General features: G+C 43.6%; 17 protein-coding genes and 1 tRNA gene. 5 read left to right on the forward strand and 13 right to left on the reverse strand.

The genetic code is table 11. The annotated features are described in order from the left end of the window. Nucleotides 1-11 precede the first annotated feature (11 nt). From ACXAH2_RS09805 to ACXAH2_RS09815, 3 genes are all read right to left on the reverse strand, one after another. Nucleotides 12-1,289 (reverse strand): NAD(P)/FAD-dependent oxidoreductase, encoded by a 1,278-nt coding sequence (locus ACXAH2_RS09805; RefSeq protein WP_475078211.1) that lies wholly within the window; start codon nt 1,287-1,289, stop codon nt 12-14. Between the two features lie 20 nt (nt 1,290-1,309). Further along, complete coding sequence (locus ACXAH2_RS09810) at nt 1,310-1,978, reverse strand: haloacid dehalogenase type II (protein ID WP_475078212.1); 669 nt, start codon at nt 1,976-1,978, stop codon at nt 1,310-1,312. A 262-nt stretch (nt 1,979-2,240) separates the two neighbouring features. Continuing rightward, complete coding sequence (locus ACXAH2_RS09815; RefSeq protein ID WP_475078213.1) at nt 2,241-3,713, reverse strand: aldehyde dehydrogenase family protein; 1,473 nt, start codon at nt 3,711-3,713, stop codon at nt 2,241-2,243. 268 nt (nt 3,714-3,981) lie between these two features. Here ACXAH2_RS09815 and ACXAH2_RS09820 point away from each other — a divergent pair, with 268 nt between their 5' ends. The 3 genes from ACXAH2_RS09820 (at nt 3,982) to ACXAH2_RS09830 (ending at nt 7,317) form a co-directional block, all read left to right on the forward strand. Beyond that, complete coding sequence (locus ACXAH2_RS09820) at nt 3,982-4,860, forward strand: GNAT family N-acetyltransferase (protein WP_475078214.1); 879 nt, start codon at nt 3,982-3,984, stop codon at nt 4,858-4,860. Nucleotides 4,861-5,062: 202 nt separating this feature from the next. Continuing rightward, a complete protein-coding gene (locus ACXAH2_RS09825) occupies nt 5,063-5,926 on the forward strand; it encodes a GNAT family N-acetyltransferase (protein ID WP_475078215.1) in 864 nt (287 codons plus the stop codon). Nucleotides 5,927-6,153: 227 nt separating this feature from the next. Then, a complete protein-coding gene (locus tag ACXAH2_RS09830; RefSeq protein WP_475078216.1) occupies nt 6,154-7,317 on the forward strand; it encodes an alpha-hydroxy acid oxidase in 1,164 nt (387 codons plus the stop codon). Nucleotides 7,318-7,482: 165 nt separating this feature from the next. Here ACXAH2_RS09830 and ACXAH2_RS09835 read toward each other — a convergent pair whose 3' ends face one another. The 8 genes from ACXAH2_RS09835 to ACXAH2_RS09870 all read right to left on the reverse strand — a co-directional run bounded on the left by ACXAH2_RS09835 (nt 7,483) and on the right by ACXAH2_RS09870 (nt 12,783). Beyond that, nucleotides 7,483-7,797, reverse strand: coding sequence for a hypothetical protein (locus ACXAH2_RS09835; RefSeq protein ID WP_475078217.1), 315 nt, complete (start codon nt 7,795-7,797; stop codon nt 7,483-7,485). A 456-nt stretch (nt 7,798-8,253) separates the two neighbouring features. Next, the gene (locus ACXAH2_RS09840) at nt 8,254-8,454 is read right to left on the reverse strand and encodes a tautomerase family protein (protein ID WP_475078218.1); all 201 of its coding nucleotides are present in this window, start codon (nt 8,452-8,454) and stop codon (nt 8,254-8,256) included. Between the two features lie 153 nt (nt 8,455-8,607). Continuing rightward, on the reverse strand, nt 8,608-9,057 hold the full coding sequence (locus ACXAH2_RS09845; RefSeq protein ID WP_475078219.1) for a GyrI-like domain-containing protein: 450 nt from the start codon (nt 9,055-9,057) through the stop codon (nt 8,608-8,610). Nucleotides 9,058-9,085: 28 nt separating this feature from the next. After that, entirely contained in the window at nt 9,086-9,598 is a 513-nt protein-coding gene (locus tag ACXAH2_RS09850; RefSeq protein ID WP_475078220.1) for a DUF5946 family protein, read from the reverse strand. A gap of 115 nt (nt 9,599-9,713) precedes the next feature. Then, complete coding sequence (locus ACXAH2_RS09855) at nt 9,714-10,145, reverse strand: hypothetical protein (RefSeq protein WP_475078221.1); 432 nt, start codon at nt 10,143-10,145, stop codon at nt 9,714-9,716. Nucleotides 10,146-10,443: 298 nt separating this feature from the next. Next, entirely contained in the window at nt 10,444-10,692 is a 249-nt protein-coding gene (locus ACXAH2_RS09860; protein ID WP_475078222.1) for a DUF1272 domain-containing protein, read from the reverse strand. 210 nt (nt 10,693-10,902) lie between these two features. Next, nucleotides 10,903-11,634, reverse strand: coding sequence for an Abi-alpha family protein (locus tag ACXAH2_RS09865; RefSeq protein WP_136996233.1), 732 nt, complete (start codon nt 11,632-11,634; stop codon nt 10,903-10,905). Nucleotides 11,635-11,721: 87 nt separating this feature from the next. Then, nucleotides 11,722-12,783 carry a hypothetical protein gene (locus ACXAH2_RS09870; protein ID WP_475078223.1) on the reverse strand — a complete coding sequence of 354 codons (1,062 nt, stop codon included), beginning with the start codon at nt 12,781-12,783 and terminating at the stop codon, nt 11,722-11,724. Nucleotides 12,784-13,541: 758 nt separating this feature from the next. Between ACXAH2_RS09870 and ACXAH2_RS09875 the strand changes: the two genes are divergently transcribed. Next, complete coding sequence (locus tag ACXAH2_RS09875) at nt 13,542-13,889, forward strand: helix-turn-helix transcriptional regulator (RefSeq protein WP_475078224.1); 348 nt, start codon at nt 13,542-13,544, stop codon at nt 13,887-13,889. After that, the gene (locus tag ACXAH2_RS09880; protein WP_475078225.1) at nt 13,873-15,126 is read left to right on the forward strand and encodes a type II toxin-antitoxin system HipA family toxin; all 1,254 of its coding nucleotides are present in this window, start codon (nt 13,873-13,875) and stop codon (nt 15,124-15,126) included. Before ACXAH2_RS09875 ends, ACXAH2_RS09880 begins: the two co-directional genes overlap by 17 nt. A gap of 462 nt (nt 15,127-15,588) precedes the next feature. Here ACXAH2_RS09880 and ACXAH2_RS09885 read toward each other — a convergent pair. Both ACXAH2_RS09885 and ACXAH2_RS09890 read right to left on the reverse strand, forming a co-directional pair. After that, nucleotides 15,589-15,665: transfer RNA gene (locus ACXAH2_RS09885), tRNA-Val, on the reverse strand. A gap of 82 nt (nt 15,666-15,747) precedes the next feature. Then, nucleotides 15,748-15,936, reverse strand: coding sequence for a hypothetical protein (locus ACXAH2_RS09890; RefSeq protein WP_353667696.1), 189 nt, complete (start codon nt 15,934-15,936; stop codon nt 15,748-15,750). Between the last annotated feature and the right edge of the window lie 4 nt (nt 15,937-15,940).

The following is a 15,940-nucleotide window of genomic DNA, read 5'->3' on the forward strand; positions in this document are numbered from 1 at the left end:
ACCCCTTGCCTTCATTGCAACAAATCCTTAAAACGGTAATAAGCGCCAACCATGGGTAAAAACCAAGGTTTGCCAAAATGTCCCGGAACAGGTGGCCAATCCAATACTTGCCATGGGTTCACCCTTGCCTTTCCCTGTATCACCTCAGCCATGACCTTGCCCATATGAGTCGACATCTGCACCCCGTGACCGCTATAGCCTAATGAGTAATACACGCCTTTATGCTGACCAGCCCGAGGCAGTCGATCAGCGGTCATATCCACCAAACCACCCCAGCAATAATCAATGCGCACCCGACTGAGTTCTGGAAAAATTTTCACCATGGCATCGCGTAAAATTTGACCACTTTTCGCATCTGAACTGGGACTCGACATGGCAAAACGCGCTCGTCCACCAAACAACAAGCGATTATCTGGGGTGATGCGAAAGTAGTGACCAATGTTTTTCGTCGTCACATAACTACGACGTTTCGTCATCAGCCGCGCTAATACCTTATCTGCAAGAGGCTCAGTCACTATGATGAAACTCCCTACCGACACCAAGCGGCGGCGAAAATACGCAAAGGGGCCTTGTTTCGAACTGCCAGTGGCCAACAGCACCTTGTTGGCTGTTACTGAGCCTTTAGCCGTGGCTAGTTGGTAGTTATCTGGGCCAACAGGATCAATGGCCGTCACCGCAGCAGATTGATATATCCTTGCTCCCTGCTGGCTTGCCGCTTGCGCCAAACCATGACCAAATTTTCCCATGTGCATTTGCGCGCTGGTGGTCTGTAACATGCCGCCATAAAAATAGTCTGTGCCCAATTCATCGGCCACTTGCTGAGCATCCAACACACTGACATTTTCGTCCACTTCGTCAAATAAGCGTTCTTGAGCACGTTTTAATTGATCATAATGGTGTTCTTTACACGCCAATTTAAGACGACCATGACGCGTAAAATCGCAGTCAATAGCCTCTTCTTTAACAATGCTTTCTACCGAGTCCACGGCCTCCATATAAGCCGCATAAAAAGTCCGTGCCTGATCCACCCCCAAGCTTTGCGCTAAACTGGCATAATCATGAGCCAAGCCTGCGTTACACTGGCCACCGTTGCGCCCTGAGGCTTCACCGACAACTTGATTGGCTTCTAACAACACCACAGAAACGGACTGTTTGGATAAGGCCAATGCCGCCGACAAACCGGTAAAACCGCCGCCCACAATGGCCACATCGTATTGCCCTGATGGGCTGTCTTGCTCAGCATTGGCAAAAGGCGGCACCGTGTCTAACCAATAAGATTCAAGCTTCATGAGGCTTCCTTATGAAGGGACTAGACACCCAATAAATCCGCCAAACCACTTAAGTCCGCCACTTCATGATATTCATAAAATGGCGTCGAAGGTTCATGACCACGATTCACAAACACTTTATTCTTAATGCCAATATCGTGCGCTGACATCAGGTCATAACGTAAACTGGACGACACATGCAGCAACTCTTCAGGCTGACATTGAAGCTGCGCCAACATATATTCAAAGCCTTGCAACCTTGGCTTATAAGATTGCGCTTGCTGTGCCGTGTAAACCGCATGAAAAGGTGCTCCCAGCTTCTCTATGTTATGTGGAATTTGCTCATCCATTGCGTTCGTTAACGCCACCAATTTGTATTTGCTCGCCAAACGGGCCAAAGCTTCCGGCACATCAGGGTGTGGCCCCCAAGTGGGGACAGCCTCATAAAAAATCATGCCTTCATCCTCGCGATATTCGATTCCCCAACGCTCGCAAGTGCGTTTCACAGCGTTACAAACCACATCCTGGTATGGCTTCCAATCCCCCAACACTTCATCTAAACGATAGGCAGCGAAATCTTTAACGAACTGATCCATATCTTGTGCAGAGATACGATCGGCAAACACACGACGTGCTGTTGGCCCCATTTGGAAATAAATTAACGTACCGTAGCAATCAAACGTGATGTACTTAGGGTTCAGTGTCGCCATCGAGTGGTTCTCCATGTCATTCATCAAAAATTACTCTGTTGTTTTTACCTTGTTCGTGCCCATCTGCGATGGCATAAACTGGCACTCTTATAAAAGCTCGTAAAACATTACAGCACTAAACCCCGATGGATTTAGCGCGATTTTGTTTCCTTGCAAGGCATTTTTGACGGTAATGCCCCCTTACCTCGGCACAATCTACCGTCAACCAAAAGAATGTCTTTTTTAGGTAAGGGGCTTAACACACGCTTGGCAGCAAATATTACTAAGCCCCCAAGTCAATGAGCACACTCTTGGTTTTTTGGTTGGCTTCATAGGCATAACGACCAAGGTCCTTACCTATGCCAGAGCTTTTAAAGCCACCGGTAGGAATCGCAAAATCCCAACTACGACCATAACGATTGACCCAGACCGTACCTGCCTCTAACTCTTTTACCATGCGCATGGCGCGATTAAGGTCGGCAGTGTGCACCCCAGCCGACAAGCCATAAGAAGGGTGGGATGCCATTTGCAAAGCATCTTCATCGGTAGAAAAGGTTTCCACACATAAAACCGGGCCAAAAATTTCTTCTCGCACCACCTCCATGCTCATGTCCACTTGATGCAAGATGGTCGGTTTATAAAAGCTTTTGACGCCATCCACAGCGACACTTTGTCCACCAGCCAACACTTCACCACCTTGGCGAACGGCACCTTGCACAACGCCGTCAATTCGATCCAATTCACAGGAAGAAATAATGGGAGATAAGGTGCTTGAGGTTTGCCAAGTTGGCCCTGCAACCATGTCATCAAACAGCTCAGCAATGCGATCAACCAATTGCTCCGCAATCCCCTTCTGCACCAACAAACGAGAACCAGCAACACAGACTTGTCCGGCATTGGTGGTAATAGCAGCGGCAATGCGTTGGGCGACTTTATCCAGATCCTTCACATCATCAAACACCAACTGCGGGCTTTTACCACCCAATTCTAAGGTCACCGGCTTGGTGCCTGACTGTGCACACGCAGACATGATCAAGGCACCCGTTTTCGTCGAACCGGTGAAGGTGACTTTTGCAATCAACGGATGACGACATAGGGCATCTCCAACCTTGCCATCCCCTTGAATAACATTAAAAATGCCCGGTGGAATCCCAGCGGCTATTGCTAATTCCGCTAAACGCACCACGCTAAAAGGGGTCATTTCTGATGGTTTAAGCACCACCGCATTGCCTGCGGCCATGGCTGGCGCTATCTTCCAAGAAGCCATCACCAAAGGAAAGTTCCATGGTGCAATCGCACCAATCACCCCATATGGCTCAGTAATGGTCATACCCAAATGACCTTGATCGGTCGGTATCACTTCCCCACCAACCTTATCTGCATATTCAGCAAAAAAACGTATGCCCTCAGCGCAAAACGGAATATCCCATTGTTTTACTGCGGCAATAGGTCGGGTCGAGCCGAGTGCTTCCAGCGGCGCCAAATTCTCACTGTCAGCGACAATTAAATCCGCCCAACGCAACATGGCTTTTGCTCTATCACGTGGTGATTTTTTGGCCCAATCACTGTGTTTATAAGCCTGCCAAGCATTGGCAACCGCCCTGTCTACCAAATCCAAATCCGCCAGCGCCACACCAGCATAAGCCTGTCCATCTGATGGACGAAATACGTCCATCTTCACGCCACTATCAAACGCCTCGCCACCAATAAAATGGCTATAAGGAAGTGACACATTTGCTGGATTAAAAGACCCCATTCCTCTCTCCTACTTCAGAATAAATCACTGTCTTTATTCTAAGTGTGAAGCAACAGCGTATTGTGCTGTTCAGGAGAGCGCCGACGATACAAAACCGCCTTTGTCTGCAGACAATTTAGCGATTGATGCCGAATCCCCTTAATCAAGAGCAAAACTTCGTCATTCCCCACAAATTGGCAAGAACATCCTAGTAATTAGTGAGCGGCAATGACAAACTCAACAACATGTCGACTCTCCTCAATATTGATAAAGCCTAGAGGTGGCAAAGGTGCCAAACGAAACATCAAAACGATTAGAAACCTACGAACTAACCATTCGAGACATGACGCATGAGGACATCGACAAGCTTCATGAACTTTCTATTACCGTGCAGTGGCCACATAGGCCGAATGATTGGCAAATGCTCTTAGCGCTAGGCAAAGGCGTTGTTGGCTGCGATCCCATTGGTCGTATCGTTGCCTCAGGTATGTGGTTTCCCATGGCCGAAAAATTTGCCACGATCGGCATGGTGATTACATCACCACGCTTGCAAATGCTGGGTGGAGGACGCTGGATAATGAAGCACGTCATGGCGCAATGTGCTGAACACAATATTATCTTGAATGCGACCAAGGCTGGGCATCGACTGTATCAGTCTTTAGGTTTTCATGACATCGCCAAAGTCAGTCAGCATCAAGGCATTGCTACCCCAATCAGCCCTTCTCTGTTTCCTGTTGACGGCAAAATCAGCCGCCTTGAAAAAGCTCATATAGCTGACATTATCGCCTTAGATGGTCAAGCATTTGGCACCCTAAGAGAGCAAGTCATGCAGACGTTATTAACCAACTCAACCGGTTCCGTACTCATACGCAATGATAAGCTAGTTGGCTTTGCTTTATGTCGAAAATTTGGCCGCGGCCATGTCATTGGTCCGCTGGTTGCAGCAACGCCCCAAGACGCCATCGCCCTCGTCATCCCTCATGTTAATGATCATGCGGGACATTTTCTGCGTCTGGATACCTGTCATCAAGATGCTTTTTTTAAAGATTTTTTATCCCTTTGCGGCCTACCTGAATTTGATCAAGTCACAACCATGAAAAACACCGCTTTTAACATGGAAAAAACGCGCTTACAAAGTTACGCTTTGGCCAGCCAAGCCCTTGGCTAATGGTCCAACAGGTTAAGGAGGCAGTTTCATCGTCACTATTTTATGCCGTTATTAAAATCTGTTTCGGCATATTCCTGCTCTTCTAATATCCCTATTTAGTGCTTACTACCGAATTCCATTCACGCCCTTATTTTTGGCAAGAATTTCCTAGAATTTCCCCCTTTCAGACGCCAAAATACCTCAACATTTTATGGAGGTCAGCATGACTGTAATGAACAATCCCATCACCATTTCTTATCGCTCAATGACAGCGGCAGATTTAACCGCTGCCTATTCACTTTCTCAACAAGTAAAATGGCCACACAGAATGGAAGATTGGCAATTGGTCGAAAACCTCGGGGTAGGATTTATTGCCGAGCATGATGGACAAACCATTGGCACTGCCTTGTGTTGGAATCATGGCGCAACATTCTCCTCACTGGGCATGGTCATTGTCTCACCGGAATTCCAAGGCAATGGTATCGGCCGTCAACTCATGTCGAAGATCCTCCGTGAAATTGGCGATAACAAAAGCGCACTATTGTTTGCCACCCCTTCAGGCCAGCCCCTTTATGAAAGCTTTGGATTCAAAGCCATTGGGGAAGTCAATCAACATCAGGCTATCATCACAGCACCTTATCCTGTCCCACTCGCCACGGATGAATCCATGCGTCCCATGGTAGCAAATGACTACACAACAGCATTTGAATTCGCCGAACAAGCCTGTGATCTGAATCGTAGAGCGCCGCTTACGGAAATCTTAAAATCCGCCCAAGGAGTGGTACTTGAACAGCATGGCCAGCTTGAAGGCTTTGCCTTGCTACGTGAATTTGGTCGGGGTTATGCCATCGGCCCAGTCATTGCCAAACAGCAAGAACAAGCAAAAGCCCTGATACTGCATTGCCTCAATGCCCGTATAAAAGACTTCGTTCGAATTGACGTGCCCGCCGACAGTGGTCTTAGCCCTTGGCTGGAATCCGTTGGCTTGAAGCAAGTGGATACCGTCGTTCAAATGTCCCGCGGTGACTCACCAAAAAAAGATCATAACATTCTGCAATTTGCCTTGATCAACCAAGCGCTTGGCTAACCCATAAAGATCCCTCCCCTCTACAGAACCGCCGAAGCCTCTTTACTCTCTTTGCCAGTTAAGAGTTATGAGACAAATAAGATGACTCGGCGGTCTAATCTTTAGATCTAAATCATTTAGCTCGTCAATTAGAATTGCTATTATCTTGATCCATACAGTGTGGTTTCGCTGATCCCTTTGCCATTCAAAAAGGGCATAACAATAATAATGAATATCAAGGAGTAAGGATGAATTTTTTTTGCGAATTGAATGATTTACGACGCTTGTATCACAAACGGGTTCCAAAAATGTTTCAGGGCTATTGCGAGTCAGGCTCTTGGACACAACAGACACTAGGATTGAACACCTCTGACTTCCAACACATACTGTTTCGTCAACGAGTCGCCAGAGATCTAGAACCGCGCACACTTGCTACTCAATTGGTCGGCCAAGATGCCAAAATGCCATTGGCTTTAGCGCCCGTCGGATTATTGGGCATGCAACATGCCGATGGTGAAATTCTCGCCGCCCAAGCTGCCGAAGAATTTGGCGTACCCTTTACCTTATCGACGATGAGCATCTGTTCCATCGAAACCGTGGCCGCCAAAACCCAATCGCCTTTCTGGTTCCAACTCTATGTGCAAAAAGATCGTGATTTTACTAAAAAACTCATCGACCGGGCCAAAGCCGCAGCTTGCTCAGCCTTGGTCGTAACGCTCGATTTACAAATGATTGGCCGTCGCCATGCGGATCACAGAAACGGTATGACAGCGCCACCAAGATTAACCCTTCCCAATATCATCGACATAGCTCGTCGACCACGCTGGGCCATGAATATGCTAAAAACGTCCAATCGAGCATTTGGCAACATTCAAGGCTGCGCCACTGGGGTGGATGACATGAATGATCTGATGAAATGGACGGCGGGCTCCTTTGATACCAAGCTCAGCTGGGAAGACATTCGTTACTTCCGCGACCTATGGCAAGGACCTCTTATCATCAAAGGGATTATGGAAGTGGAGGACGCCAAAGAATGCGTCAAACTCGGCGCCGATGCGATTGTTGTTTCCAACCATGGCGGTCGTCAATTGGATGGTGCGCGCTCTTCCATCAGCACCTTACCCGAAATCGTTGCTGCGGTCGGCGATCAAATTGAAGTCTGGTTAGACAGTGGCGTACGCAGTGGACAGGACATGATTCGTACCAAAGCACTGGGGGCCAAAGGCGTCATGGTTGGTCGCCCTATGGTGTATGGTTTAGGCGCCATGGGCAAAGCTGGCGTCACCCGAATGCTGGAGATTTTCCACCAAGAAGCGGAACTCACTATGGCCTTTATCGGCCATCGCGACATAGCAGAAGTAAGTCGTGATGATGTGGTTTTTAAACAGGACACCTTTCGTGCCTTTTCCTAACCTTGTATTCTGTTTTTAACACCATCTTCTCTAGATAAGAAAAGGCCCAACTTTTAAGAGCCACTGCAAGTGACAAGTTGGGCCTATGATAACGTCATACTCTACAGTCTATGCACGACACTCTCTATGCATGAAACTATCTATGCGAACACTATGTGCTTCGCCTTACACCTTGAATGCTTGCGCCTTTGTCTGATAATCGTGCGTTACTCGAGCAACTTCATCGCTTTTCTCTGCCAAGTCACTCATCGAATGGGACAAGGATTCGATGGCATGAAAGCTTTCACGTATTTTTGCATTGATGGATAAAATCACTTGCTCTTGAGCAATAATTTCTTCTGCAATGTCTTTTGTGGAAGAAGAGACTTCACGTGCATTTTTGGAACGCGACATCAAACCATCGGACATGCTCAAGGCATGCTCTACATTCACAATGGTTCTGGCTTTACCCGCTTCCATAGAAGAAACCGTCTGGGCCACACCATCAATTTTTCGCTAGGTTAGACTCAATCCACTTAATGACCTGATCGCCAAATTCCATTTTTTTATGCCTAACACTGCATTAAAGGACTTTGATTCCTTTAGTTTGTTAGCTGTAATGAGATGATTCATCATCATATCTTTACTACTACACCAATCATTAATTCCACAAAAAACACATAAGTTGCTATCCATTAAAAAAGCAGCTTATACGTTTGCTGATAATGACATGACTGCAACAAATCAAACTGCTTTCCTGCAGTTGTGATTCTTTCCCACTTCCTATTCTTCTATGGTAATTCTGCCTAACGCCTCAATAACCAGCACAGCCTTACTCTGTGCGGCGTCGCAGTCGCGCTGTGTTTGTGTCTCTCTTGAGTGCCTTGTTATGCGTCATTTGCACTCTGGCTTGGTGATGCTGACAGACAATTCTTGTGAAACTCTGGCAGCATGGTTTTATGACGGATTCTTTTTCCAATCGTCTGTTAAAAACCCAGCATAGCCCCAATCTTCTTCTTCGATTTCTTGAATAACCACGTGAGTGTATTCCGGTTTTTTACCCAGCACTCGTTGAAGTGAGCCCGTTATATCCTTAACTATTTCAGCTTTTTGTTCGCGAGTTGCACCTTTGGTTATTTGTACATTTACGTATGGCATGTAAACCTCATAATTTGAATCTAACTCGGGACTTTCTAGCACAAAGCACTAAGCTAAGAGGCAAGAGCACAATGTGAAAATGGTGGAGCCGCATTGTATTTTTGTCTCAACGGCCCGCGCAACAGGTTGCGACTTCAGCGTTTTTTATGTGACTTACGTAACCGCAATGGAGATCTCAATTTGGTTTTCACTTTTATAAAATTCGAAGTCAGTTGTGTAAGCTCGTTGGTGTGGGCAATTTGGAGAACTAAAGTAGTCCCATATTTGGCCCCACAGTCTAAACACTGTTTGAGGCATCTCCCCTTTTTCACTGAATACCAAATAGTTTCCAGACTTGATAATAAATGATTCTACTCCAGCGGTATCTTTGGGTAATTCTGAGTCTGTACAGGCGACAACATCATAGTTTCCGTTGTGGTCTGATTCGTAGTGAGTATATAGGCCGAATACTTTTGAACCTTGAGATAAAGTAGGTGCTATTTCACCGTAAAACTTTTCCCATAGAGCACCAATTTGTGCTGTAGATGATGCCATTTCCTGCGAATTATTCGTCCGAACGGAAATCCCAGATACTTTGATGCTATCAATCGTTGATTCGTTCATATTTCCTCCTTATCGCACAACGCCACATTCACCGACTTGCCAGATATAATGCTTCATTAGGCAGCCACTCTGCAATTGTATCGTGATGTATTGACCAAGCATCCCAAGCGGTTCGAGCCCACTCTCTAACCATGGCTTTATGCTCTTTCGCTGATTGGGCTCGATAGACATCAGCAGCAGTCATTGAGCCAAGGCTTGATGGCGGTTCAAGATACATAAACGAGTGTTTATTTTTTGCCGCTTCAAGCATTGCGTCGTTGGCATTTTCGGCCGTTAGTCCATGCTCTAAAAACAGGCAAAGCCTAATTAAGTGAACGCCAACAGATTGTATACTCTGACGATCTTTTGAACCTGGATGTTGGACTGCGTAAGCATCAACGGTCAAACGATGCACTCCAAAATAAGTAGGGTCACTATATTCGCGAGCTAACACCTCACCGTAGACAGACCAGCAACCTGGAGACGACGCCATGTATTTATGCACAGGCCCATCGATATTGAGATATTCACCACCACAGCTGAAACACTTACATACATCCATATCTACCAGCTCCATAACGTCGCCGTCACGCGGCCATTTTGTTGTTGATTGTTAGTGACAGCGTGGCGACCACCACAAAAAACAACGCAAAAATTGCTCACTGCGCACGACCTTATTAGGCGTTTTTACCTTTTATGTACGACCAATTATTTATCACACCGTGCAAGAAACTTAAACCAATGGCAAGCCAAACAAAAGAGCTAAATACCCAAAAGCCAACCCCCAAACTAATCACGTATTCAGTTTTTAGTAAGACTGGCACAAAAAAACCGTAAAGCCCTCTAACGATACATAATGCCGTTATTAAAATGAGTGCGGTTTTAAGCAAGGGTAAGCGAATAATGATGCCCGCACCAGACAGGGCATAAATAGCCCACCCGAAGAATATTAGTACTAAAACACTACCAAGAAAGGCGGGATAAAACGAACCAGATTCGGCCATTATAGCCAACTCGTTACCGGCACCTGATGCTCGATACCACTCAGGCCCACCGACAACAATCGCAATATGTAACACTGCCCCCGCACTAGTTAATAGTGAGGCCAAGATAAAACTCCATGTTATTCTCATAGGGCATATACTTCCAATTTGTACCTAACGCTCCGACGAACGTTAACAAGTCCAGAATTATCAGAATTTCACTCAGTCTCAAATGCGGAAATGATTCGACCGTTATATTTTCCCATAATTAAGAAAGCCTGTTTTTCAAACCTATCGAAAGCATCGAAATCTTTCACATCCAGCTTTACAAGGATATTAATCACTGAGCTTTCCTACTCATGACCCTCGTATAAAAGGCTGAGCGTCAGCGACGTCCAGCCCGCAGGGCGATTTGTAATGCGCTTTATGCATTGGCTACGCACCCACCTTCTTTTAGTACGCGGAAGGTAGATGCTGGGTTGTTTTTAAGTGATGCTACAGGACGTATTGGGCGCGGTACAAAATTACCACCACAATTTGGACACAGGTTATTTAATATGTCATTGGCACAGGCAATACAAAATGTACATTCAAAAGTACAAATAACGGCTTCCGTTGATTCAGGCGGCAGATCTTTATCACAGCATTCACAGTTTGGTCTAAGTTCTAACACTGTCTTCTCCTTTTACGGCAGTACTTGGGATGATTAGTGTAGATTACTCCAGTTTTTTATTCAATTAAGGCTCTTATTCGCTTTATTGATGCGTAACGCCCAATTAACGTGTGAGCAGCGTATACACTGAACCTAAACACTGCGCCGTAAACACTTAACTCAACTCGAAGTGAGAGCGCCAAGCGTTGCGAATCACTGTTGAATTGTTTGTTAGTTTTTTTGTTGCTCAGGCTTTGTTTTAGGCTTTGCTTGATAGAACGCAATAGGATCTTCACTAGAACCACAACAACGAACGAACAAATGTAAAGATAAAGGAGAAGGAGTAAGAATTACGGTTCCATTCTCAGGATGGAAACCACCTCCGCCTAAATCACCAAAAAGACCCAAATTTGTTAAATGGTCTAATTCTCGATCTAGTCGGTGAATATCTTTACAACCAGAAATTTCAAAAATAACATCTTTTTCTAGTATTAGATCATCAGCTTGAATGTAGCCTTGTGAAGATACGTACTTACTCGCAGTTAAACACGAATATTCAATTATTTTTACTTGTATAGCAGTTAGTTGACTAACTAGATTAATAAAAATGTGGTTACTATCATCTGGTTCTTTACCCAATGACGACGAAAGCAAACCAGCCCAAACAGCCTGAAGCTCCGGTGTGTCAGCAAAAGAGCCATTCTCCATAATTTTCCAAGCAAGAAGTGGATGGACTGCCTTACCGTCGAAGCCACCATTCTTAAGAGCTAACTCCTCTGCCTTAGACTCAATTTTAGCGGCATTATTAGCTCTCCAAACTTTCACTTTATCTTGAAAATATAGTCCTAGCTCCTCTGCAACGGGCATGCAAATTTTGCCTAAAAATGCACCAACGCCATCCACGCTTTTTTCTGCCGCTCTAGCTACTGGTTTTATACCTAATAAATCTTTATCTTGTTCCATATTGCCTCTTAAAACTAACGTCGCAATGTGCGGATTTTAAAAGTGGAGGCGAAGCCGGAGCTTTTAAAATTCCGAACCATTGCCTTGTTATACCTTACTTTTAATTTTATCTAATAGCTTTTTAGGGTTGAGTTTCAGCGCTCCCCATTTGATTTCCCCAAGACTAAAAGAGCCGTCGAGTATTTCAATGTCCTTTGAATTTTTCATGCTTTGAATCAGCATCAGCTCTGAATTCTTTTTATCATAGCTCTCTTTTAAATTCATGAGAGAAAGTTCCTTCATTTCAATCACAGCATCTTTCATTTGAATTTGTGATTTAAAGTTTTCAATCTGACTTGTAAGTATTTGAATTTTAAATTTATCTTCTGTAGATATACTTCTATCTGATGCGGGCAAATACTCTGAGTAAGGTAAAGAGATATATTGATAAAACAACATCTCAATCTTATCTGTTAATTCACTGGCATCTTTAGGAGATACAATTATAGATGTTTGACCATTGTTGTTTTCCGTTGAAACACTTGCATCTATCCCAAGGTTTTGTAAAAACTCACCAAACCAAATCAAATATTGTGAACAAATAGATTCATACTCTTTCGGGAACTCAAATACTTTTACAAATAAATCTTTTGATTTATTTTTAATAAGTTTGATTAGTAAAACCTGATAGATTTCTTTGGCTTTTATTATGATAGGATCTATTTGGTTTACAATTTCGCCCTGCATAACAACTAAAGTTATATTTAGAGAAGCCCAGCCTTCATCCTTTGTGATTTCAGAACTGAAACCAATACGTCCAATTTCATCTTTATAGCATTCCAAAAATTCTTGGATTCTTATGGGGTGATCCCAATCATCCCAGTTAAAAGTAACGTAAAGAATAATTTCAACTGAACTGCCATTGCACTTAAAATCAATCCAATTTACATTAGGGAATTCATCTGATTCAAACTCAGATAAATATTGAAGACCTGACGGTATTTCATCTACTTTATTTCCAATAATCTTCTTTGTTAGATCTGAATCTATATCCTCACAATAAAACTTCAACATATCTTTATCGTAACTTTGCTCAGGTATAACAAGAAGCTCTGTGTCATTTTCCAGCAAGATTAAGGAGCTTTCTTTTTCAATAAATTTCAAACTCAAGATTTACCCCTTTGGTATAACATTTTTAATAGTGCGCATGCGCGTTTAGACAATTCAAAAACTTCACTAATACCTTTATAAGCAACTGAAAAGTAATGCTTTTATAAACCTATAAACAAAATCCAAATCTGGAAAAACGAGCATGCGCATTTACACATTTATCCACAGCGCGTTATTTTTGCTATGGATATTCTTATCCATTGATACTAAAAGACTTTTTATTTTTCTACCAACGTAAACGCGCAAAACTGTGATTATATTTTAGACAAAGCGAGCCAATCATTGGTAACCTTAAAAATAAACTTTATCAAAGTATAGTTTTTGATGATTGCTCACAAGATTACGTATGATGGCGCTGTGCTTATCAAACCTACGTTTCGTTGTTGATAGTGGCGATTCACAGTAAAATATTGGTGTACCATCCTTCACTACAGCAACAGGAGTATCAGTAGACTCATTTAAAACTCGATCAAGATTTTTCTCAAGATCATTTATATCAAAGAGCTAGTCCAGATGAAGCTCTCTAAAATCAAAATGGCATCAAATCTCGGTCTGGTTCTGACACTCTAAAATCAACCCACACCATTTGAATCTAATTTTGATTTGAATGGGTACTCCATTCGAATTATCAACGGCCACACCACTCGGCTACTTACACTAATCATTAAGCCTGCAAAAAAGAAACTTTTAAGTTGCCATACATAAAAATAGCAACTAATATGCTTCTTTATATTAAAAAGCAACTTATTAGTTTCCTTATGATAAATCTACTACAACAAATCAAACATCGCCGTTTAGCACTGAAACTTAAGCAGAATGACATGCTCATGCGTATTGGCATTTCTAGACAACAGTACCAACGATTAGAAGCAAAAGGCAATCCAAGGCTCGATACGCTTGAACTGATTGCCAAAGGCCTAAATAGCGATGTCATGCTGATTCCAAAAGAAAAGCTGAATGCTGTTTTAGCAGTTCTTGAAAGTGATAGTAACAACACATCTTTACCGCACAAGCAGTCTGATCATTCTGATGAACAAAAAAAATTATCGGATGATCCATGGAAAGGGCTATTAGGGGATGAAGACGAAGATGACAACGGAAATTAGTGTTCTTAAGTTGACGTTACATGGCCATCTAGTGGGGTATTTGGCAGGGGCAAAGAATGGGCGTAATGTTTTACATTTTGCTGAAAGCTTTCAATCTAATATCGCGCGCCCCACTTTTAGCTTAACCACTCATCCAAATTTTCCACGTTCCAATAAAATGCTATCTGAGCCATGGGCTTCAAACCAACGCCTGCACCCTATATTGTCCAACTTATTACCTGAAGGTTCCTTGCGGGAACTGATCGCTCAAGGCCTTAAAACCCATGTTGATAATGAATTCCATATTTTGTCTTATCTGGGCATGGATTTACCGGGTGCATTAGTCGCTGAACCGATGGCGCCGGAGGATGTGCCAGTCCATTTATTCTCATCTCATGGCCAAGTAAAAGCGGTTAAATTCGACAAACTCAGCCAAGAGAACAAGTTTTCCTTGGCAGGCGTTCAGATAAAGTTTTCCATGAAGGAAAAAGACGGTCGATATAATCTGTCGAAAGACAATGTGCTTGGCGACTGGATTGTGAAAACACCTTCCACTAAACACAAAGAAGTACCCGCCAACGAATTCACAGCCATGACTCTCACCTCCCTCATTGGCGTAGATATTCCTGAAATAAAAATGGTCGAGATAGGCAAGTTAGACAACCTTCCTCAAATCAACCTTCCGGATGAGAAATTGGCCTTCGCTATAAAGCGATTTGACCGATATAACAACCAGCGCATTCATATGGAAGACTTTGCTCAAGTGCTAGTGAAATATCCACATGAGAAATATCATTCAGGTAATGACGAGCAAATAGCAAAAATCCTATATCAGTTTTCTGGTGATGGTCTAAGTGATGTCCAGCAACTCGCCCGTCGTTTACTTGCCAACATTCTATTAGCAAACGGCGACGCCCATTTGAAGAACTGGAGCTTACTGTATTCAGACCAAATCACACCCAAGCTCTCACCTGCTTACGACATAGTCACCACTAGCGTTTATATTGAAAACGAACAACACTTCGCTCTAAACCTTGCAAAGACGAAGGCTTGGTATGATGTCTCCTATAAACACTTTGAGTATTGGACAACTAAATCAGATATTCCATGGCGGGCGATCAAGCCGCATTTGGACGATGTGATGGAAAAAGCCAGAACCTTTTGGCCTGAAGCTTTAAAAAATCTACCAATGAATGAAGAGCACAAGCAGTACCTAAGAGCGCATTGGCAAAGACTTCATGAAGATTTTCGAGTTTAATGCCATATAGCAAAGTCTGGTCGATCCAAGTAGATACGATTAAAAAATAATAAGGCCTGCTACAAACCCGCAAGACACACATACAACCAAGGTGAGAGGTAGCTTTTCTTCAAGTAGCTTAGTATGTAGTGGCATAGTGAATTTGACCACCTAATTAGAGGTGAAACACTTTTAAACGTAAAAAGAGGTAACGAGCCACTGGTGAAAACTCTCGACACGTTCCTGAATGTGCGAAAGGATTTAAGCGACCTTTTGGTTACTTTTGTGGCGCTAGACAAAAGTAACCCGCCTAGCAGGGCGGAAAAAAGCATCCCAACCAAAGCCAATAAGAAGCACTTACCCAAACCTCAGGCAGAAATCAAAATGCTCCCCAACCAAAGCCAATCCGAGGAAACTAAATGAATATCGGGCAACAAAAACAAAAAAAGCCCTGATCTTATATAAGATCAGGGCTTTCGAATTTGGTAGGACTAAGCAGATTCGAACTGCTGACCTCTACCATGTCAAGGTAGCGCTCTAACCAACTGAGCTATAGTCCTAAAAAAGTGTTGGCTATTATACGCAGGGCGTGTTGTTTGACAAGCATTTCATGCGCTTTTTTGTGAAATATTGGCTTTGACTTCAAGCGTCCACTGGCACCAGCAATTCATGGCCGATGACTTCGTCAATCAAGTGATATGGCACCTTGTATTCTTTGCCGCGAAATTTAACCACGGCGTACTCGTAGCACATTTCTTTGATGGTGCAGTTAACAATCACGCCGTTATCAATCACTCTGACAATGTTGTAGTTCCTGAGTGTAATCGCCACGATA

It is taken from the genome of Marinomonas sp. ABL3_031, assembly GCF_056161265.1.